Raw genomic sequence first — 21,698 nt, 5'->3', positions numbered from 1 at the left:
GCTACACCTTGTACTTGTTCAGCTCGATGACGTTCGCGGTGCGACAGAGCTGCTCGACGAACTCGTTTTCCTCCCAGTCGTCGTCGATGCGGGCCGTCGGCGCCGAGATGCTGATCGCACCGATGACCTCGGAGTCGAACCTGATCGGCGCCGCGATACAGCGCAGCCCCTCGAGTCGCTCCTCGTCGTCGACGGCGAACCCTCGTTCCCGTGTTCGCTCGAGCGCGTCGTAGAGTTCGTCCCGCGAAGTGATCGTCTTCGGCGTGACGGACGGCAGCCCGTGGCGGTCGATGATCTCCTCGACCCGCTGGTCGGGGAGATGCGAGAGGATCGCCTTGCCGAACGCCGAGCTGTGCATGGGGTGACGACAGCCGACGTAGGTGTCGAGGTCAACGGCCCGGTCGCCCTTCGAGCGACAGAGGTAGACCCCCTCACCGCCCTCCTCGACGACGAAGTGGACCAGCTCCCCGGACTCCTCGGCCAGCGCCTCGACCTGCGGTTCGGCGACTCGGTAGACGTCCATCTCGCTCCGGAGCTGCCCGCCGATATCCAGAAAGCGCAGACTCAGCTCGTAGGTGTTCCCGTTCTTGACGACGAACCCGTGCTCCTCGAGCGTGCTGAGGTGGTTGTGGATCGCGCTCTTGCCCATGCTCAGTTCGTCCGCCAGCGTCGTGATCCGCGCGCCCCCGCGGCGGTTGAGCTCGTCGATGAGCGTCAGCGACTTTTCGGTCGTCCGGACGGGATGTTTGGCCCGTTTTTCCATACGCGAAACCAGTCGGTGGAAGCCAATAAAGGTTGGTCTCTTATAGAGAACGCCGTAATCGGCGGATTCCGAGCCTCCGAGTGGCAAATCGACGAACACGGTCGTCGACCGAGACCGCCAGCTTCGGTAGAAGTCGACGCAAACGGCATCCAAGCCCCGAAAACGTCTCCTTGTACTGCACGCGGAGACCAGGGACTGAGCGAAGATAGTGTTCTCATATGGAGAACAGATCACTCGTCGGTAGTCGAGACCGGCCGTCGGTTCGTCCGTCCTCTCGAGCAGCCCGAAGCTCGAGAGTTCGACGCCGACGCCTCGAAGCGGTGGAATTGCCCGTCCGCGAGGGTGGGGTAGTGCTACAGGTGTCGGCGTCGAACGGTGCTGTCGGACGCTCGACGCTCGCTGCCGCCATCGCCTGCGGGTACGAACTGCGGACACCGTCGGCCGTACTCGAGAGCGCTCGTCACCGCGGAGGGGGCCGGGACGAGCCGGAAGGCTGAGAGTAGGGATCCGTCTCCTCGAGCACGAGCGTCCGAAAAGAACGAAACGATCCGGTTCGGGGTACCGAACCCGGCTATCCGACGAGGCTCGCGCGCTCGACGAGGTCCTCGCCGTAGAGCTCCTCGAGGTCCTCGTGCTGGTCCGGACGGTTCTCGTAGACGTCCTGGAACAGCGTGATCGGGGTCTGGGCCGCCTGGTAGGTCGCCTCGTCCCACATGCGGTCGTTGCTGACCTCGACCTCGACGCCGTCGATGACGAGGGTGCCAGATCGCTCCATCGCGATGGCGCCCTTGCCGGCCTCCTTGGCCGCCTCGAACTCCTCCATCGAGTCGACGATGTCGTCCAGGCTCGGGATGTAGGAGGTCATGTCGAGCAGCTCCTCGGAGAGCTCCTCGCCGTCGAGCTCGAGCTCGTCGCCGCCGACGCGGAGCGTGTACTGGTCGTCGCCCGTCTCCTCGAGTTCGACCTCGTTACCGCTGTAGACGTGGCGACCGTCCTCCTCCTCGAGCTCGATCGTTCGGTCGTTGACCTCGAGCTGCCAGCTGCCGTTCTTCGGCGGTAGCGGCGACTTGTTGGCCTCGACGACCTGGCCGGGGGTCAGCGACCAGATGCCGAGCATCCCCTTTGCCTGGTTGTCGGTCATGCGCTCGTGGTAGCCCTCGACGTCGCGGATGTCGTCGTAGGGACCGTCGACCGCGATCAGGCCGGCCGCGCTCGCGCCGCGGGAGGTGTTGTGTCGCAGCTCCGGCCACGGCGGGAGCTCGCCGGTAGGCGTGATCGCGCGCATGCTCTTCGTGTAGTCGACCTCGCCGTCGACCAGCATGAACAGGCGCTCGAGGTTGTTCGACGGCTTGCCCATCTCCTCGCGGAGGTCGCCCATCGCGAGCTCGGCCTCGCCGCTCTCGACGATGACCGACATCGCCAGGCTCCCCTCCTCGAGGTCGTGCTCGTTCTCGACGATCGTGAGGAACTCGTCGGCCTTCTTCCAGTCGTCGATGTCGCCGACCTCCGGAATCACGAAGCCGTCGAGGTGCTCGATGGCGCCGTTCTCGGGGTCGGCGAGCTTCAGGATCTGCTGGAAGCCCTGGTATCGCGTCGCGGGGCTCTCGCGGTGCCAGACGACGCGGGGGTGGATCTCGCCGGGGAAGTCGGCGCCTTCCTCCGAGATCACGTCGATCATGTTCTCGACGCCCTCGGGTCGCATCGAGGGCGCGGTCGCGTCCTCGTTGTCCGGGACCCAGACGTCGGGCGCCTGCATGCCGCGAAGCTGCGATGCGCTCTGGAGCATCTTGGCGGAGTCGTCCTCTCCTTCCACTGCAGTCGGGGTAGTAAAGAACGTTCGCACGAACTTCCGGTCGTGAAGACGGTCGGTATGCGTACTCATGAATCCATCTGGCTCTATTGCATTCTAATATTAAAATCGTTTGGTAACGCCTCGCGGTCGAGACGGCCGACTGCGGCGCGAACGTGCCGTATTCGACCGCGATCCCGCGTGACGGTTCGGTGCGACGCTACGGATGGGAATATCGAGCCGGGTGTAGGGCGACGTTCGAGGGGGGAGCGAGCGCCGTGGCTGCGACGGCGTCTTCACCATCCGAACGGCCGGGTCGATTCGTCCGCCCCGGCCGCAAGCGGTAGTGTACGCTTGTTCTTTCACAGAAAATAATTCGTTCGCCGACTCGCCGAACTCGGCTTGGCGCAGCAGCCGAACCCGCTTCGCGAACCGAACGATCGAGTACTCGACGATCCGGATTCGTTCTGAGATAGAGAACCCGAGTCGACTTCTCTTCTTTTACCACTCCGTAGCTACGAGAGGATATCAGTATATTTACAGCAGTATTTTTGTAATTTACTTCGGTTTCGTCCCCGCTGGCGCCGGATATTCTGAAATAGAGAACCCGAACGGGCAAACTATACTGGTTTGTCATTCCGAGCCGGATCGTCGTTCGGTTCGTCGACGCAGCTGGTCTACGGAGACGAGTTCCGCCGGGAGGGAAAGGGAAGGAAAATCAGTCGTTAGACCGCTCTGGCGTGGCGAGTGCGTACCGATCCGGGTTAGTCGAGCGACTCGACGAGTTCGACCTTCCGTCCGTCCGGATCGTAGACGAACGCCGTTCGGGCGCCCGCTTCGGGCTGGTCGCCGGGCTCCTTCTCCACACCGTAGTGGTCGATCTCGTCGAAGACCGTGTCGACGTCGTCGACGCCGATCGCGAGGTGGTCCCACGACGACCCCTCCTCGAAACTCTCCTCGCCCTCGGTGTCCGACAGCTGGAGTTCGACGCCGTTCTCGTCGGCGATGTACCGGTTCTGCGTCTCGCCGTCGGGCGTCTCGAACTCCCAGCTTTCCTCGAAGCCGAACTGCTCGTAGAACGCGATCGTCTCGTCGGCGTCGGCGACGTTGATGTTGATATGGATGAGCTCCATACCGTTTTCCCGGTCGACCACCGTATTAAACTCACTGGATGCTACCGATCGACACGTCGCGGAACGCGGGGGCGCTCGCCGGGCGGACGAGGAATCCTTGACCCTTTCAGAGTCTTTTTGACGGTCGGGCGGTATCACTCCACATGGCATACGAGATAGCGAGTATTCCAGGTGACGGTATCGGTCCCGAGGTCGTCGATGCGGCTCGACCGGTGTTCGAGGACGTCGCCGAACAGCACGGGTTCGAACTCTCACTAACGCGGTACGACTGGGGGACCGAGCGACACCTCGAGGAGGGGGCGATGATGCCCGAGGACGGCCTCGAGGAGCTCGAGGGGTACGACGCAATCTTGCTGGGGGCGGTCGGTCATCCCGACGTCCCGGACCACGTCACGCTGAACAACCTTCTCCTCCCGATCCGCAAGGGGTTCGACCAGTCCATCTGCAAGCGGCCAGCGATCCTCTTCGACGGTGTCGAGAGCCCACTCGAGGGGTACGACGGCGGCGACATCGAGTTCGTCGTCTACCGGGAGAACACGGAGGGCGAGTACGCCAACATGGGCGGCCAGGAACACCCCGGCCACGACCACGAGGTCGCCATCCAGAGCGCGGTCTTCACCCGAACCGGAACGGAACGGATCGTTCGGGCTGCCTTCGACGCGGCGACCGAGCGGGAGGGCCACCTGACGAGTATCACGAAGTCCAACGCCCAGGCCCACAGTATGGTCTTCTGGGATCAGATCGTCGAGGAGGTAAGCGAGGAGTATCCCGACGTCACCGTCGAACGGCTGCTCGTCGACGCGGCGAGCATGGACTTCATTCGCCGTCCCGAGGAGTTCGACGTCGTCGTCGCCTCGAACCTCTTCGGCGACATTCTGACCGATATCGGCGCGATCATTACGGGCAGCATGGGGCTGGCACCCTCGGCTAACATCGATCCGACCCGAGCCTATCCCTCGATGTTCGAGCCCGTCCACGGCAGCGCCCCCGACATCGTCGGTGAGGGCGTCGCGAATCCGATCGCGACGGTCCTCTCCGGCGCGATGATGGTCGACTACCTCGGCGAGGAGGAAGCCAGCGACGCCCTCTGGGACGCCGTCACCGACCAGCTGGCCGACGCGGACGCCCCGCGAACGCCCGACCTGGGCGGCTCGAGCGGGACCGAGGACGTGGTCGAGGATCTCCGGAGCCGTCTCTAGCGGATCACTCGGCGTCGTCACGACCACCGCAAAGAAGTCGATTTTTCTCGACGCTATTCGTTGAGCCAGAGGTCCAGGCCCGTCGTCTCGTCGAAGTTCCGGACGAGGGGCTCCTCGAACGCGCGGAGGTGGACCTCGCCGGCGAAGACGGTCCCACCCTCGAGGTGACCCGCGAGGGTCTCGCCGTCCCGTCGGGAGAGGACGGCGTGGGTGTGGGCGAACACGTCGCCGTCGAGTTTCGCGATGTTCCCCACGCAGGCGGCGACCTCGAGCGGTTCGTCGAAGGAGACCGACTGGTACTCCTCCTTGTCCTGGTCGTAGAACCAGATCTCGGCGTCCTGGACCGCTCCCATTGCGTTGAACCAGCCCGCCTCGACGTCCTCCGCCCGGGCGAGGCTCTCGATCTCGTCGCGCCAGTCCTGTCCGGTCTCGAGTCGCGCGAGGAACTCCCGCGTCGCCTCCACTTCCTGGTACTCCATACCGCAACACGCGCAACGTTGCTCAAAAAAGATTGCGGTGGCGGCGACGCGACCGCCACGGCCTGGATCCCGTGCCAACTGTGTTCACACTCTCGAGGTGCTGAATAATACGCAACATTCAATTCCCCTCCACGGAAGGAGTAGCGTATGACCGAGCGCCACGAGCTCGAGCAGCTGTACGTCCACGAATCGGTCGAAAACGTGATCCCGCCGGAGGCGTTCGTCGAGGCGTTCGACGACCTTCCGATCCCCGCCGAACTCGTCGGCGACGGCCGCGAGTACGGTCCGACGGATGCGGTGGCGACCTACGTCCCGCAACCGGAGTACCTGGACGCGGGCTGGGTCCACTGCATTCGCGCCGGCTACGACGAGTTCGACACCGACGAGTACGAACGGGAGGGAGTTCCGCTCACGAACAGTTCGGGGATCCACGGCTCGACGGTCAGCGAGGTCGCGCTCAACTGCATGCTCTCGCTGGCGCGGCTGGGCCATCGCTACCGCGATCACCAGAACGACCGCGAGTGGTGGGAGCCGCCGTACGAACGACCGTTCACCCTCGAGAACGAACGCGTCTGCGTCGTCGGCCTCGGAACGATCGGCGAGGCGACCGCGACCCGCTGTGACGCCCTCGGCATGGACGTCGTCGGCGTTCGTCGCTCCGACGAGCCGGTGCCCGGCGTCTCCGAGATCTTCTCACCCGATCGGCTCCACGACGCGATCGAGGACGCCAGGTTCGTCGTCCTCACCGTCCCGCACACGCCGGCCACCGACGATATGCTGAGCGACGCCGAGTTCGAGGCGATGCGCGAGGACGCCTACGTGATCAACGTCGCCCGCGGGCCCGTCGTCGACGAGGACGCGCTCGTCGAGGCCCTCGAGGCCGACGAGATCGCCGGCGCCGGACTGGACGTCTTCGAGACCGAACCGCTCCCCGAGGAGTCGCCGCTGTGGGGCTTCGACGACGTGATCGTCTTCCCGCACAAGGGGTCGGCGACGAACCGGTACCACCTCGACATCGCCGAACTCGTCGCGGAGAACGTCGAGCGCTACCAGTCCGACGAGGAGCTGAAAAACCGCGTCGCCTGAGAGGAAGGCTTCGATCAGTTCTCCGTTCGCTGTGCGTCGACGACGGCTACGGCCGCCAGATTCACGATGTCTTTGACCTCGTCGCCTCGCTGCAGCACGTGGACGGGTTTGTCCATCCCCGCGAGCATCGGCCCGGTCGCCTCGGCGCCACCTAGCCGCTGGAGCAGCTTGTAGCCGATGTTGCCCGACTCGAGGTTCGGGAAGACGAGCACGTTCGCGGGCTCCTCGAGTTCGGAGAACTCGTAGGTGCCGTTGAGGATCTCCTCGACGACGGCGGTGTCGGCCTGCATCTCGCCGTCGACGGGAAAGTCGACAGTCGGGTCGGCCTGCAGCCGCTGGGCGGCCTCGCGGGAGGGGCGGGTGCGCTCGTTGTCGACGCTGCCGAAGTTCGAATACGACAGCATCGCCGCACGGGGGTCGACGTCGAACCGGCGAGCGACGTCGGCGGTGTGGCGAGTCACCTCTTCGAGGACGTCGGCGCCGGGGTCCTGGTTGACCGTCGCGTCGGCGATGAAGACGACGCGGTTCTTGAACGCCAGCATGTAGACGCCCGCGGCGTAGTCGGCGTCGTCGCCGGTGCCGATCACCTCGAGGGGCGGACGCAGCGCCGAGGGATAGTGGTGGGTCAGCCCCGTCAGCATGGCGTCGGCGTCGCCGACGTCGACCATCACGCTGCCGAGGTAGTTCGGATCGCTCCGGACGAGTTCGTTGGCCTCGTTGCGGGTCATCCCCTTGCGCTGGCGCTGCCCGTAGAGGTGGTCGGCGTAGGAGTCGTAGTCGCCGGTCGACGGATCGACGATCTCGGGATCGAACTCGAGACCGAGTCGGGTAACCGTCGTGCCGATCTCGTCGCGGTTGCCGAGCAACACCGGCGTCGCGATCCCCTCGTCCTGGATCTGGTAGGCCGCTCGGATCATCTTCTCGTCTTCCCCCTCCGAGAGGACGACCCGCTTGGGGTCGCTTTTCGCCTTGTTGAGGACGACTCGCATCATCTCGCGGGATTTGCCAAGCCGGGCCTCGAGGCGTTCCCGGTAGGTCTCGGGGTCGACCTCGCTGCGGGCGGCCCCGCTCTCGACCGCCGCCTCGGCGACCGCGGGCGCGATCTCGAAGAGTACTCGAGGGTCGATCGGCTTCGGCAGGATGTACTCGGGACCGAAGCGCAGCGGCTGATCCCCGTAGGCCTTGATGACGGCGTCGGGGACGTCCTGTTTCGCCAGATCGGCGAGCGCTTCGGCACAGGCGACCTTCATCGCCTCGTTGATCTCGGTCGCCCGGACGTCGAGTGCCCCCCGGAAGATGAAGGGGAAGCCGAGCACGTTGTTGACCTGGTTCGGGTAGTCCGAGCGCCCCGTCGCCATGATCACCGTGTCGTCGCGGGCGGCTTTCGCCTCCTCGTAGCCGATCTCGGGGTCGGGGTTGGCCATCGCGAAGATGATCGGATCCTCGGCCATCGAGCGGACCATCTCCTGGGAGACGATACCGGCCGCCGACAGCCCGACGAGGACATCAGCACCCTCCATCGCGTCCGCGAGTCCCCCTTCGGGCAGGTCGCGGGCGAACTCGCGTTTGTACTCGTTGACGTCGCCGGCAGCGGCGCGCTCCTCGGTGATGATCCCGGTCGAGTCACACATGGTGATGTTCTCCTTCCGGACGCCGAGCGAGACGTAGAAGCGCGCCGTCGCGATCGCGCTCGCACCGGCTCCGGAGAAGACGACCTCGAGCTCCTCGAGGCCTTTCCCGGCGAGTTCGGCGGCGTTGAGCAGCCCGGCCCCAGAGATGATCGCCGTGCCGTGCTGGTCGTCGTGGAAGACGGGGATGTCCATCCGCTCGCGGAGCCGTTCCTCGATCTCGAAACAGTCCGGGGCCGCGATGTCCTCTAAGTTGATCCCGCCGAACGTCGGCTCCATCGCCGCGGTCGCCGCGACGATCTCGTCGGGATCGTCGAGTTCGAACTCGAGGTCGAAGACGTCGATGTCCGCGAACCGTTTGAACAGGACGCCCTTCCCCTCCATCACCGGCTTCGAAGCTTGCGCGCCGATGTCGCCCAGTCCTAGCACCGCGGAGCCGTTCGAGACGACGCCGACGAGGTTCCCCTTCGCCGTATACCGGTAGGCGTCGTCCGGTCGCTCGTCGATGGCACGACAGGGGCCGGCGACGCCGGGCGAGTACGCCAGCGAGAGATCCCGCTGTGTGCTCGTCGATTTCGTCGTCGCGATCTCGATCTTTCCTGGCGGTTCCTCCTCGTGGTACTCCAGTGACTCGTCCTCGAGGGACATATGTCATCATGTATCGTACGGTGCGGTAAAGCTGTTTTTACCACCAATAATAATGCATAACCGGTGGCGGCGCGGGAGCCGCGGCCGATCCAGGAAAGCTACATACCGCGGTCCGTTCATTGGGACGTATGGTTACGATTGCGAACCGCGACGCGCTCGAGCGATCGCGTGCCCACGAGGTGGCACTCGACTGCCTCGTCGCCGGCCTCGAGGCCGCCCATCCCGAGCGGATCGTCGACGAGACGCTGACCGTCCGCGACGGCGTACTCGCGGTCGAGAACGCCGCCGGGAACGAGCGCACCGAGTACGACCTGGACCGCTACGAGAACGTCTTCGTCGTCGGCGGCGGCAACGCCGCGGGCCACCTCGCCCGAACCCTCGAGGACGCGCTCGGCGACGCGCTCACCGGCGGGGTCGTCGTCACCGACGATCCGGCCGGGACGTCGGTCGTCGAGGAACACCCCGGCGACCACCCCATCCCGAGCGAGGACGGCGTCGAGGGCGCCCGGCGGGTGCTCGAGATCGCCGACCGGGCCGGCGAGGACGACCTCGTGCTGGCCTGTATCACCGGCGGCGGGAGCGCCCTCCTGCCGGCTCCAGCCGGATCGATCTCGCTGGCCGCCCTCCAGTCGGTCACCGAGTCACTGTTGGAGTGTGGGGCCTCGATCGACGAGATCAACGCCGTTCGCAAGCACTGTTCGTCGATCAAGGGCGGCAAGCTCGCCCGCCGAGCGGCGCCGGCGACGGTCGCGACGCTCGTCCTGAGCGACGTCGTCGGTGACGACCTCAGCGTGATCGCCAGCGGCCCGACCGCCCCCGACTCGTCTACTTACGCGGACGCCCTCGAGGTGCTGGAGCGGTACGAGCTGTCGGTTCCCGAGACGGTCTCGGCGTACCTGGCAGCCGGCGAGCGCGGCGAGAACCCCGAGACGGTCTCGCCGGACGATCCGCTGCTCGAGTCCGTGCGGATCCACGTGCTCGGAAGCGGCCGGACCGCGATCGAGGCGGCCCGCGAGGTGGCGAACGATCGGGGGTACGATCCGCTCGTCCTCTCCTCGCGAGTCCGGGGTGAGGCCAGCGAGTCCGCGATCACCCACGTCGCGATCGCCGAGGAGTGTGCCGAGACCGGCGATCCGATCTCGCCGCCCGCGGTCTTGCTCTCCGGCGGGGAGACGACCGTAACGCTCGCCGAGAATCACGGCAAAGGGGGCCCGAATCAGGAGTTCGCGCTCAGTGGTGCCGTCGAACTCGAGAGCGACGCGGTCGTCGTCGCGAGCGTCGACACGGACGGGATCGACGGCGCGACCGACGCCGCCGGAGCGATCGCGGCAGCCGGGGACGTCCCGACGGGAGACGGGCGACGTGCGCTCGCACGCAACGACGCTCTTCCTGTGCTCGAGGACGCCGACGCGATCGTTCGGACCGGACCGACCGGAACGAACGTCAACGACCTCCGGATCCTCGTCGTCGAGCCCGAGGAGTGATCGCCGGGCCCCCTCGAGAGGCAATCCTTGCGGGAACCGCCAGTTCGTGTGGGTGTTTACCGGATTGCGTGGGGAGGACAGACACAGGATTTATCATAATCGATCCCTGAGGGACGAGTAATGGCTGTTGAAAAGCCACACGGTGGCTTAGATAACTACGAGGAGTTCCGTGACGAACTCGACCACGAGTACGACGACGTCGAGGAGTACGTCGATCTCGCCGCGGACCTTCGATCTGTCGTCACAGGCGAGGTTCGGTTCGACGAGTACGCCCAGGTCCTGTACGCAACCGACGGCAGCATCTACAAGGCCAAACCGGCCGGCGTCGTGTTGCCCCGGGACGCCGCCGACGTCCAGAACGCCGTTCGCGTCGCGGCCGAACACGACGTGCCGATCATGGCCCGAGGCGCGGGCTCGTCGCTCGGCGGCCAGGCCGTCGGGCCGGGCTGTATCGTGCTCGACATGACGACGTATATGGACGACATTTTGGAGATCGACGCCGATCGCCAGCGAGCGCGGGTCCAGCCCGGCGTTGTCCAGGACCACTTCGACGAGGCGGCCGAGGAGCACGGACTCAAGTTCGCGCCCGACCCCGCCTCGTCGAACCGCGCGACGATCGGCGGCGGTATCGGGAACAACTCGACGGGCGCTCACTCGGTCCGGTACGGCATCTCCGACGCCTACACCGAGGAGCTGGACGTCGTGCTCGCGGACGGCTCGCTGATCCACACCCGCGAGGTCGTCCTCGACTCCCCCGAGTGGGAGGAGATCGTCTCGAAGAACGATCGCGAGGCCGAGATCTACGAGACCGTCCGCGGCCTCGTCGAGGACAACCGGGAGGAGATCGAGAAGCGGTATCCCAATCTCAAGCGCAACGTCTCGGGCTACAATCTCAACAAGGTCGTCTACGAGAACGACGACGGCGAGGAGGTCATCAACCTCTCGAAGCTGTTCGTCGGCGCCGAGTCGACGCTCGGCGTGATCGTCGAGGCCGAGATCAGCCTCGTCACCCTCCCCGAGGAGACCGCGCTCGTGCTGTACTGTTTCGACGACCTCATCGAGACCCTCGAGGCCGTCCCCGAGGCGCTGGAGTTCGAACCCAGCGCCGTCGAGCTGATGGACAGCGAGGTGTTCCGGCTCGCTCGCGAGTCCGAGCAGTTCGCCCAGTACGAGGAGCCGATCCCCGAACGCGCCGAGGCGGCGCTGATGCTCGAGTACGACTCGGAGCTCCACGACGACTTCGAGGAGGCGATCGGCCGGACGAACGAGCACTTCGTCGAGAACGGCGACGCCTTCGATGCACTCGAGGCGTACACCGAAGCCGACCAGGCTGACATCTGGAAGCTCCGAAAGGCCGCGATCCCGCTGTTGATGGGCCTCAAGGGCGACCCGAAGCCGTACCCGTTCATCGAGGACGCGACGGTGCCCCCCGAGGAGCTCGCCGAGTACGTCGAGAAGTTCATGGACGTCCTCGAGGACCACGACACCTCCGCCGCCTACTTCGCTCACGCGGGCAGCGGGACCCTGCACATCCGGCCGATCCTCAACCTCAAGGACGACGGCGGCATCCAGACGATGCAGTCGATCACCGACGCCGTTACCGACCTCGTCCTCGAACACGAGGGATCGTTCTCCGGTGAGCACGGCGACGGCCTCGCCCGGACCGCGTTCAACCCGAAGATGTACGGCGAGGATCTCTGGCAGGCGTTCAAGGACGTCAAGTCGGTGTTCGACCCCGACTGGCGGATGAACCCGGGGAAGGTCGTCTACACCGACGAGAACCCGACGGACATGCGCGAGAACCTCCGCTACGGGCACGCCTACGCCTCGATCGAGCCCCAGACGAAGCTCGACTTCTCCGATGAGGGTGGTTTTTCCCACCTCGTGGAGCTGTGTAACGGCTGTGGCACCTGCCGCCAGACCGACGACGTGATGTGTCCGACCTACCGCGGGATGAAAGACGAGATCGCGACGACCCGCGGGCGGGCGAACATGCTCCGGTCGGCGATCTCGGGCGACCTTCCCGAGGAGGAGATGTACACCGAGCGGTTCCAGGAGGAGGTGCTCGACCTCTGTGTCGGCTGCAAGGGCTGCAAGAGCGACTGTCCGACCGGCGTCGACTTAGCGAAGCTCAAGGCCGAGACCAAGTACCAGTACTACGAACGCGAGGGCGTCAGCCTGCGTTCGCGGCTGTTCGGCAACATCGACACCCTCTCGAAGGTCGGCAGCGCACTCGCCCCCCTGTCGAACCTCGGAACGAAGCTTCCCGGCAGCCGCGTCGTGATGGAGAAGGTCGCCGGTATCGCCCCCGAGCGAGAGCTGCCGAGCTTCCAACAGGAGTCGCTCCAGGACTGGTTCGCAAAGCGAGGGCCGCGGGTCGACCCCGAGGAGACCGATCGGAAGGTCGTGCTGTTCCCGGATACGTACACGAACTACAACTACCCCCGTCCCGGGAAGGCCGCCGTCCGCGTCCTCGAGTCCGCGGGCGTCCACGTCACCGTCCCCGAGGACGTCGGCCCGAGCGGCCGTGCGGCGTTCTCGGTCGGCATGCTCGACGACGCCGAGGAGCGCGCGGTGGCGAACATCGAGCGATTCGCCGAGTACGTCGACCGGGGGTACGAGATCGTCTCGCTCGAGCCCTCCGACGCGGTGATGTTCCAGGACGAGTACCTCGACCTGGCACCCTCCGCGACCGCCGAGAAGGTCGCCGGCCACTCCTACGGGATCACCGAGTACATGGACACCTACCGGCTCGTCGAGGGCCTCCCGCTCGAGGAGACCGACGAGACGCTGGCCTACCACGGCCACTGCCACCAGAAGGCGACCGGCAAGGACCACCACGCCGTCGGCGTCCTCCGGCGGGCGGGGTACGCCGTCGATCCGCTCGACAGTACCTGCTGTGGAATGGCCGGTTCCTTCGGCTACGAGGCCGAACACTACGATCTCTCGAAGTCGATCGGCGAGCGACTCTTCGAGAAGATCGACGACAGCGAAGGGAACCCGGTTGCGCCCGGCGCCTCGTGCCGGAGCCAGATCGGCGACCGCGACGGATCCTCCGAAAAGCCGCCGCACCCGATCGAAAAGGTCAACGAGCTGCTTCCGGCACGGTAACGTCAGCCAGGAGTAGCACTTCAGTATTGTTCAGCAGACGACCGTTCCTCGTTCGGCCCCGTCGAGGTGGTGACGGGGTTTCATGTCCTGTTGCAGACATATACAAATCAGATTATAAATAGAACCATTTATTATACCTTATGATAGATGTGATCATGGGACGTTCATAATGACAAAGGACGGAGTGAGGCGACACGGAATCGAACAGGGGAACGGAAGCACGGGGCTCGAACGCCGGATCAACCGGGGTGAACGAGACGGATGGTGATGGACGTCATCGTTGCAGCGTCACCGCTTCTGATCGTCGCGGTGTTGCTCGTCGGGCTGCTGTGGCCGGCGACGAGGGCGATGCCGATCGCCTGGCTCGTCGCCCTCGCTGTCGGATTCGTCTGGTGGAACAATCCGCCAGGGTATCTGGTGGGTGCATCGATCGTCGGCGTGATGACTGCTATCGAGATCCTGTGGATCGTCTTTGGCGCACTGGTTTTGCTGTACACGTTGATGCGGGCCGGTGCGTTCGACCGGATCAACGAGGGCTTCGCGTCCGTCTCCGACGATCGTCGGGTACAGATCGTGTTATTAGCGTTCTTTCTCGCGACGTTTATCGAGGGTGCCGCGGGCTTCGGGACGCCGGCAGCGGTTGTCGCGCCGCTGTTGCTGGCGCTTGGCTTCCCAGCACTGGCCGCGGTGATCGCGGCGCTGATCGGGCACATCATCGCCGTCACGTACGGCGCAGTCGGCACGCCCATCATCGTCGGTATCCGTGATCCGCTCACGATTTACGAGGACCAGATCGTTAACGATGGCGGGATGTCCGTCGCCCAGTACTCGAACGAGGTCGCGGCGTGGGCGGCGACCTACCACGCGCTGGTCGGCTTCGTCATGCCGCTGTTCGCCGTCGGGATGGTCGTCTACTTCTTCGGCCCGCGGGACGAACGTTCGATCAAGCCCGCACTCGAGGTCGCACCGCTGTGTCTGTTCGCCGGGGTCGCCTTCGCGATCCCCTACTGGGTCTCGGCGTGGTTCCTCACAGCCGAGTTCCCGGCCCTGATCGGATCGATGGTCGGCGGCGCGATCACCGTGGCACTGCTGCGTGCGGGCTACTTCCTACCCGACGAGACGTGGGACTTCCCGCCCCGTGAGGAGTGGCCCGATCACTGGGTCGGTGCGATCGAACCCGGCAGTGAGGAAGTCAACGGCCCCGGTGCGAACGACGGACCCTCGATGTCGCTACTGAAGGCGTGGTCGCCGTACATCTTCCTCGTCGTGCTGCTGGTGATCACGCGGGTCTGGGACCCCATCGCGGAGGTCATCACCGACGCAGATATCGGCGTCGACATCGCGACCCCGATCGGAGAGTTCACCATCGGGATCATCCTCGCATGGCAGGACATCTTCGGACAGGGTCTGGGCTCGGAGATCGCATGGGTCAACGTGCCCGGCTTCTGGCTGATCCTGAGCGCGCTCATCGCGATCCCGCTGTTCGGGATGACCGGTGGCCAGGTCAAAGACGCCTGGCTCGAGGCCGGAGAGAAGCTCGTCTCGCCGTTCATCGCGCTCGTGTTCGTCATCGCGATGGTGCAGGTGATGCTCCTGTCCGGGGACGCCCCCGGTGCGGCGTTCGACCAGAGTATGATCGAGTTGCTTGCGATCGCGACGGCGAACGTCGTCGGACCGGTGTATCCGGCTATCGCGGCGCTCATCGGCGGTCTCGGGGCGGCAATGGCCGGTTCGAACACCGTCTCGAACATCACCTTCGGTGGGTTCCAGTTCACCGCCGCCCACGAGCTCGACATCTCGAGCCAGATCATGGTCGGCACGCAGGCCGTCGGCGGGGCAGTCGGTAACCTCGTGGCGATCCACAACATCGTCGCCGCGCTGGCGACCGTCGGTCTCGTCGGCCAGGAGGGGCGCGTGATCCGGCTGAACCTGATTCCACTGCTGTACTACGCCATCGCTGTCGGAGTCTGGGCGCTGCTGTTCGTCTACGTCATGCCCGACCTGCTCCCGTCGGTGTTCGACGTCTACTGAGCGCACGTCTCCTTTTTTGTTTCTCTCGGCGCGTACCGACGATCGACCCGTCGACAGGCAGTATCAACAAATGGATACTATTATTTTATAAATTATGCTTTCTCCAGAGCGGGGCAGACGAAACGCAGCCAGTAGTCGAAACGAGAGGCGGCGAACGGTGTTATCACCCTCTCCAGAAGCATCTGAGTCGACACTCCGGTCGGAGGACGATCGACTCGAGCGATCACGCCGCTCCAGCTACTATATCTTCTTTGACTTTTTGTCGGTAATGACACTGTTCGAGAACGTCCATCATCGAAACGTCTAGACGATTTCGGCTATCCGGGCGCAGCTGTAACGAGCGGTGATCCGATCGATGCGATCGGGATCGTTCCCGCTTGGAATCTCCGCGGAGCGACCTAACCGAGAACCGAAGAGTCTCCGGTACCGTTATATCAGTCTCGCTCGAGGAAAGTGGTATGGCGTGGCAACATACCGTCTACGCGTACCCGATCCTTTTTGCGACGGCGCTTTCGGTCGTGCTGGGTACGTACGCGGTTGCCCGCGTTCGGCGCCGCGGACGATCGCCGACGTTGCTCGCGTTCGCCGCCATGACCGGCGCGATCGCGATCTGGACCGGGTTTTCGGCGCTGAAACTCCTCAGCACCGACCCCACGGTCCAGTTTCGGAGCTATCAGCTGCTTCACGTCGGCAGCGCCGCCGTCGGTCCCCTTCTGTTGCTGTTCGCGCTCGCGTACACCGACCGGTCCCGCTGGCTTACGCCCTCGCTCTCCGTCGGAGTGTTCGTCGTGCCCGTGGCGTTCGTCGCACTCCTGTTCACGAATCCGTACGACGTCGCGATCATCGAGACGCGGATCGTCGACGCAGACGGGCTGGTCGTCTGGCGAGCCGATCGCGGCCCGGCCCACGTCGCGTTGAGCTTCGTCTATGCCGCGCTCATGGCCACCCTCACGCTCGCCGTCGTACTGTACGAGTCGGTCCGCACCGGTCGAACGTACTACCCGCAGGCCGCCCTGCTGACGGTCGCGGTCGTCGCTCCCGTCGGGGCGAGCTTCCTCACGGTCGCGGGCGTTCCGCCGTTCGGTCGAGAGGGCGTGAACCTCGTCCCCGCGGCGGCGGGCCTCTCGGTCGTCGCGGTCGGGATCGCGACGTTTCGATACCGGTTGCTCGATCTGCCGCCGATCGCGTACACGACCGCGATGCGCAACTCGCCCGACGGCATCCTCGTTCTCGATTCGAACGGGCGGATCGTCCACTCGAACGAGAGCGTCGGTCGACTACTCGGCGTCTCCCCGCCGCTTACCGGAGCGCCCGTAGACGCCGTCCTGCCGGAGCTGGACGAGGCGGCCGACGGTCGGACGATCGAGGTTACGACGTCCGAGGGCGATCGGTTTCTCGAACTCCGCTCGCAGCCGTTGCGTTCGCAGGAGGCGACCCTGGGGCGGGTAGTCGTTCTCCGAGACGTTACCGCACAGAAGCGCTACGAACGGTCGCTCGAGCTACGAAACGAGCAGGGAGAGCTGCTGAACAAACTGGTTCGCCACGACATTAGAAACGAGATGGGGCTCGTCCTGGGGCTGTTGCGGCGGGTCGATCCCGAACTCGAGCGACTGCGCGAGGACAATCCCGAGGTCCACGACCGGCTCTCGGAGTACACCGATCGCATCAGGTGGAACTGCGAGCACGTCGTCGATCTCACGGAGACCGTCGGCGACCTCCTGCGGACGATCGATCGGCGCGAGCGCAAACCGCAACCGACCGAGCTCGCCCCGATTCTCGAGGCGGAACTCGAGGCCGTGGCGACCGCGTTCGAGGACGCACGCGTCGAGATGGCGTCCGACCTCCCGGACGCAACGGTGTACGCCGACGAGATGCTCTCGTCGGTGTTCTACAACCTCCTGACGAACGCGGTCGTCCACAGCGACGACCCTCGGCCCGAAGTGACCGTCACCGTGACCGAGTCCGACGAGCGAATCCTCGTCGCAATCGCCGACAACGGTCCCGGGCTCCCCGAGGGGCCGAGGGATCTGCTTACCGGGGAGACCCCGCTTTCGGAGTACGACGGCTCGGGCTACGGGCTCTACATCGTTCGATCGCTGATCGAGGGGTACGGAGCCGAACTCTCGGTCGCGGAGAACCGACCGACCGGATCGGTCGTAACGGTCCGACTGGCACGCGCCGGAGGCGACCGCGAACCGGATACCGTACGGACCGTCGCGGTGAACGACTTCGGGTCACCGAGTGAGGAGGGGACGACGACCGAAAGCGATCGTGCGTCCAAGACTGCAACCAGCCAGCGGTGTCAGGACCGATGATCGGGATCGAACACGGGTCTGGCGAGCCGACCGGGTGGTCGGATGACTGAACGTGCAGCCGACGACGACCGGATAGAACCGTCCCTCGAGCGGATCGAGGTGCTGCTCGTCGACGACAACGAGCGGTGGGCGACGTTTATGACGGACGAACTTGAGCAGCACGATCCGTCGTTCCGGGTCGAGCTGGCCCTCGGTGCGAACGAGGCGCTCTCCGCGCTTCAGGGGGCGGACCACGACTGTCTCGTCGTCGACTATCGGATGCCGGAAGCCGACGGGATCCAACTTGTAGAGCGTGTTCGAGAGCATCGTCCGGAGCTGCCGGTCATCCTCGTCACGGGCGAAGGAAGCGAGACGATCGCGACGCGGGCCATCGACGCCGGCGTAACCGACTACCTACCGAAGGATCCGAAGATCGACCAGACACCCGTTCTGGCCGGCAAGATCCGGAACGCAGTCGAACGCCACACACTGCGGCGAGCGATCGAGGACAGTGAACAGCGCTACCGGACCGTGATCGAGCAGAGCCGCGACGCGATCGTGATCCTCCGAAACGGTCGGATCCTGTTCTGTAACGAGCGCTTCGCCGAACTCACCGACTCGAGCGTCGACGACCTCGTCGACACCTCGTTCGTCGAAACCTTCGTCCACGAGGCCGACCGGGAACGGTTTCGCGGGATCGACAGGGAAATCCTCACGGATGACGTCCACCGCTTTCGGTTGGTGACCGGTGAGGGGACTGCTCACTGCGAGTACACGGGGTGTGAACTCGTGTACGACGACACCCCGGCAACGATGCTCTCGATCAGGGACGTTACGGCGAAACGACTGAAGGAGGTGCGCCACCGCCGGGAGCGAAACCTGAACAGACACCTCCAGCGGGCGCTCGTCGCGTCGCGAAGCCGGGAGGAGCTCGAGGACGCCGTCGTCACCGAACTCGCCGACCAGGGGTACGACCTCGTCTGGTTCGGAACGGTCGTCGACAGGACGCTCCAGCCACGCGCCGTCGCCGGAGACCGGGGGTACGTCGACGAGGTCGAACTCTCGCTCGAGCGAGCGGAGCACGAGTGCGAGCCCAGCGTCTGGGCGGCCCGAACCGGGACGACGCAGCTGATCCCCGATCTCGAGGCGCTGTTTCCGACCGACTGGCGGGGACTGGCCCTCGAGCGTGGGTTTCGGACGGCGATCGCGCTTCCGGTCGGCTACGAGGACGTCACCTACGGCGTCCTCGCGGCCTACCAAACCGAACCCGACGCAATCGACGACGCCGAGCGCGAGTTCCTCCGCGATCTCACGGCGACCGTGGGCTACGCGATCCACCACATGGACGCCCGGAAGGCGCTTGCGGCCGACCACGGGGTCGGGGCTCGGATCGAACTCCGGGACGGAACGCACTACCTGAGCGAGATCGCTGCCGTCGCCGGAGGCGACGCGTCCATGCCGGAGGTGACCGTCCACAGCACCTACTCGGACGGCGGTGGAGAAGTCGTCCAGTACGTCACCCTCCACGGCGGCGCTTCCGAGATGTTTCGCGACGCCGCCGCGGATCATCCGATCGTCCGGGCCATCGTTCCGGTCCGACAGACCGACCCCGGTTCGTTCCGACTGACGGTCAGCGGGGAGACTCCGGAGTCGACGCTCGCTCCGTTCAACGCGCGCGTTCGATCGACGCAGGTCACCGCCGACCACGCCGTGCTTCGGATCGAGCTCCCCTCGAGGGAGAACCTCGGCGCGCTGATCGACCGCCTCGAGGACCGGTACGGGAACGTGTCGGTACAGTCACTCGCCGAACGAGAGTGGGGGGATCACGCCGGAGGACTCACGGTCGATACGAGCGCGCTGACCGAAAAGCAGGCGGTCGCACTCGAGGCGGCCTACCGCCACGGCTACTTCGAGCAGCCGCGTCGCTCGTCCGCAACGGATATCGCAAACGTCCTAGGAATCTCTCACTCGACGTACTTGCAGCACCTGCGTGCGGCCCAGCAGAAGGTGTTCGCGGCGTTTTACGACGAGTAGCGGCCGGCGGCCTCGAACCGTCGACCGAACGATCCTGGACGGTTCGAAACGAGGTTTCTTTAGGTCGGAAAAACGGTGGTGTCAGTATGGTCGTTCACGAGTCACCGTGCGGTGAAGGTCGTCCGAACCCGAGTATCGATGAGTGAAGTCGACAGGCTCACGGCGTTGTTCGTCGAGTCCTCGCGAAACACGGCACTCTCGTGGCTGTTCCTCGCCGTACTGGGTGCGACCTTCGTCGGCGGATTCTTCCTTACCCGGTACGAATCGGTACTGTTCAGTAGCATTGCGATCGTCGTAATCACGGCTCCGGCGGTCAAGTTCCGCGATCCGACGCTGATGCCGCCGTGGTACTTCGTTGGACTGATATGTCTACCTGTCCTCTGGGAGGCGTTCGCACCGAGACCGCTGTTGACGACCGTCGTCCCGAGTCTGGCACTTGCCACGCTGGGACTGCTGATGGCGGTCGAACTACACCGGTTCACATCGCTCCGCCTCGTTCCGTGGTTTGCTATCACCCTCACCGTGCTGTTTACCCTCGCTATGAGCGGCCTGTTGAACATCGTTCGCTGGGCTTCGGACGTTCTGTTCGGAACGTCGTTCTTGCTCGACGGGCGGACCCAGGACGCGATCAACGCGGCGGTGATGATCGAGTTCATCTATGCGACTATCGCCGGACTCCTCGCGGGCGCGATTTTCTACTGGTACTTCCGTACCGCAGGCGCGCGTGCATCGCCTCGAATGGCCGCTTGCTCGACGTCCCGAACCGAGGACGAAGACGTCGAGGGAGTCGTTCTCAGCGAGCGATTGGGAATCGCGAAGCGACGACAGATCCGGCTGGTGCGACTGATGCAGTTCGTTCTTGTCGGCGTTCTCGTCTACGGTATCTGGAACCTCCAACTCCCCGTCGTGACCAACGCCGCAATCGCGCTGATCATCACTTTCATCCCGGCGGTACTGGACCGAGACTACCACATCGCGGTCGAACCCGGACTCGCACTGTGGGTGACGAGCGCCGTCTTTCTACACGCGCTCGGTACCGCCGGACTGTACGACGCGATCGCTCGCTGGGATAACCTGACGCACACGCTGTCGGCAACCGTCGTCGCGGCTGCGGGCTACGCCACCCTTCGAGCGATCCACCTCCACGGGCGGGATATTCACCTTCCGCGGTGGGCGCTGTTCGCGTTCACCGTCGTATTCGTGCTCTCGATGGGTGTCGTCTGGGAGATTTTCGAGTTCTTCGTCGATCAAGGCGCGCTCCTGTTAGGCATCGAGCCCGTGCTGGCACAACACGGAATCGACGATACGATCGTCGATATGCTGTTCAACACGCTCGGTGCGATCATCGTCGCGACGTGGGGAACGGTGTACCTCACGGACGTTTCCGAGAGTCTCGCGGAGCAACTCGAGAGCCGGTTCGATGTCGACGAATCAGATTCGTAGGAGATCGTACTCCGGGAGGAAGTCGATGGCCTCCAACAGACCGTTCGCGACCGCGACGAGAATCACCATGTATATCGCGTTCCCGATCGCCGAGAGGAGTACGAATCGGTGCCGCGGGTAGCCGTTCAACCCGGCAACGACCGTCATCAGCCCTCGGAGCCCGGGAGTCGCGTTCGAGACGCAGATCGCTTTCCCGCCGTACCGGTCGAACTGGCGGTTGATAAACGACATCCGTTTGCGACCGAGGCGACGTCTGACGACGATCGGGATCCGGTCGATGTATTGAACGACGCGACTGGCTTGATTTCTGTCCTCGTGCTCACCTCTGAAGCCCTCGTACAGAACCCACTGTCCCGCCGTCGCAGAAACGACACAGAGGGCGGAAACCACGGCCGTAACCAGCAGTCCGGCTTCCGTAACGACGAGATACAGAATCAGGAGAACGGACGGGTGGAGGAGCTTCCCGATCCACAGCCCCTCGAGGAAGTACAACAACACGAGCACCGGCGGACCGATTGTAAGCACCAACTCGGCCAGCGTCGTATCGAGAGGCATCTCGTCCGCTCCCTTCTCACC

At 64.8% G+C, this 21,698-nt stretch carries 14 protein-coding genes; 8 read left to right on the top strand and 6 right to left on the bottom strand.

All coding sequences use genetic code 11. From position 1 onward, the window contains the following. Position 1 precedes the first annotated feature (1 nt). The 3 genes from QA609_RS17975 to QA609_RS17965 form a co-directional block, all read right to left on the bottom strand. Positions 2-763 (bottom strand): IclR family transcriptional regulator, encoded by a 762-nt coding sequence (locus tag QA609_RS17975; RefSeq protein ID WP_278303995.1) that lies wholly within the window; start codon positions 761-763, stop codon positions 2-4. Between the two features lie 571 nt (positions 764-1,334). Further along, positions 1,335-2,645, bottom strand: coding sequence for a malate synthase AceB (aceB, locus tag QA609_RS17970; protein ID WP_278303994.1), 1,311 nt, complete (start codon positions 2,643-2,645; stop codon positions 1,335-1,337). Between the two features lie 671 nt (positions 2,646-3,316). Further along, entirely contained in the window at positions 3,317-3,685 is a 369-nt protein-coding gene (locus tag QA609_RS17965) for a VOC family protein (protein ID WP_278303993.1), read from the bottom strand. Positions 3,686-3,828: 143 nt separating this feature from the next. Between QA609_RS17965 and QA609_RS17960 the strand changes: the two genes are divergently transcribed. Then, a complete protein-coding gene (locus QA609_RS17960) occupies positions 3,829-4,884 on the top strand; it encodes an isocitrate/isopropylmalate family dehydrogenase (RefSeq protein ID WP_278303992.1) in 1,056 nt (351 codons plus the stop codon). Positions 4,885-4,937: 53 nt separating this feature from the next. On the opposite strand, the gene QA609_RS17955 is transcribed toward QA609_RS17960, so the two are convergent. Continuing rightward, complete coding sequence (locus QA609_RS17955) at positions 4,938-5,363, bottom strand: PPC domain-containing DNA-binding protein (RefSeq protein ID WP_278303991.1); 426 nt, start codon at positions 5,361-5,363, stop codon at positions 4,938-4,940. 147 nt (positions 5,364-5,510) lie between these two features. Here QA609_RS17955 and ddh point away from each other — a divergent pair, with 147 nt between their 5' ends. After that, entirely contained in the window at positions 5,511-6,449 is a 939-nt protein-coding gene (ddh, locus tag QA609_RS17950; protein ID WP_278303990.1) for a D-2-hydroxyacid dehydrogenase, read from the top strand. 14 nt (positions 6,450-6,463) lie between these two features. Here the strand turns inward: ddh and QA609_RS17945 are convergent, their stop codons facing one another. Continuing rightward, complete coding sequence (locus tag QA609_RS17945) at positions 6,464-8,725, bottom strand: NADP-dependent malic enzyme (protein ID WP_278303989.1); 2,262 nt, start codon at positions 8,723-8,725, stop codon at positions 6,464-6,466. A gap of 128 nt (positions 8,726-8,853) precedes the next feature. On the opposite strand from QA609_RS17945, the gene QA609_RS17940 reads away from it, so the two are divergent. The 6 genes from QA609_RS17940 (at position 8,854) to QA609_RS17915 (ending at position 21,122) form a co-directional block, all read left to right on the top strand. Then, a complete protein-coding gene (locus QA609_RS17940; RefSeq protein ID WP_278303988.1) occupies positions 8,854-10,209 on the top strand; it encodes a DUF4147 domain-containing protein in 1,356 nt (451 codons plus the stop codon). A 120-nt stretch (positions 10,210-10,329) separates the two neighbouring features. After that, a complete protein-coding gene (locus QA609_RS17935) occupies positions 10,330-13,320 on the top strand; it encodes an FAD-binding and (Fe-S)-binding domain-containing protein (protein ID WP_278303987.1) in 2,991 nt (996 codons plus the stop codon). 261 nt (positions 13,321-13,581) lie between these two features. Continuing rightward, entirely contained in the window at positions 13,582-15,351 is a 1,770-nt protein-coding gene (locus tag QA609_RS17930; protein ID WP_278303986.1) for an L-lactate permease, read from the top strand. Positions 15,352-15,809: 458 nt separating this feature from the next. Continuing rightward, on the top strand, positions 15,810-17,666 hold the full coding sequence (locus QA609_RS17925) for a histidine kinase N-terminal 7TM domain-containing protein (RefSeq protein ID WP_278303985.1): 1,857 nt from the start codon (positions 15,810-15,812) through the stop codon (positions 17,664-17,666). Between the two features lie 42 nt (positions 17,667-17,708). Continuing rightward, positions 17,709-19,679 carry a bacterio-opsin activator domain-containing protein gene (locus tag QA609_RS17920; protein ID WP_278303984.1) on the top strand — a complete coding sequence of 657 codons (1,971 nt, stop codon included), beginning with the start codon at positions 17,709-17,711 and terminating at the stop codon, positions 19,677-19,679. Positions 19,680-19,817: 138 nt separating this feature from the next. After that, the gene (locus QA609_RS17915) at positions 19,818-21,122 is read left to right on the top strand and encodes a hypothetical protein (RefSeq protein WP_278303983.1); all 1,305 of its coding nucleotides are present in this window, start codon (positions 19,818-19,820) and stop codon (positions 21,120-21,122) included. Here the strand turns inward: QA609_RS17915 and QA609_RS17910 are convergent. Next, on the bottom strand, positions 21,111-21,677 hold the full coding sequence (locus QA609_RS17910) for a VTT domain-containing protein (RefSeq protein ID WP_278303982.1): 567 nt from the start codon (positions 21,675-21,677) through the stop codon (positions 21,111-21,113). The two genes, QA609_RS17915 and QA609_RS17910, sit on opposite strands and share 12 nt — an antisense overlap. Positions 21,678-21,698: the final 21 nt, after the last annotated feature.

Origin of the sequence: Natronococcus sp. A-GB7, assembly GCF_029688865.1 — an archaeon.
Lineage (GTDB): Archaea > Halobacteriota > Halobacteria > Halobacteriales > Natrialbaceae > Natronococcus.
Note: the sequence above shows the minus strand (reverse complement) of the source record. Positions and strands in the feature narration are given on the sequence as shown.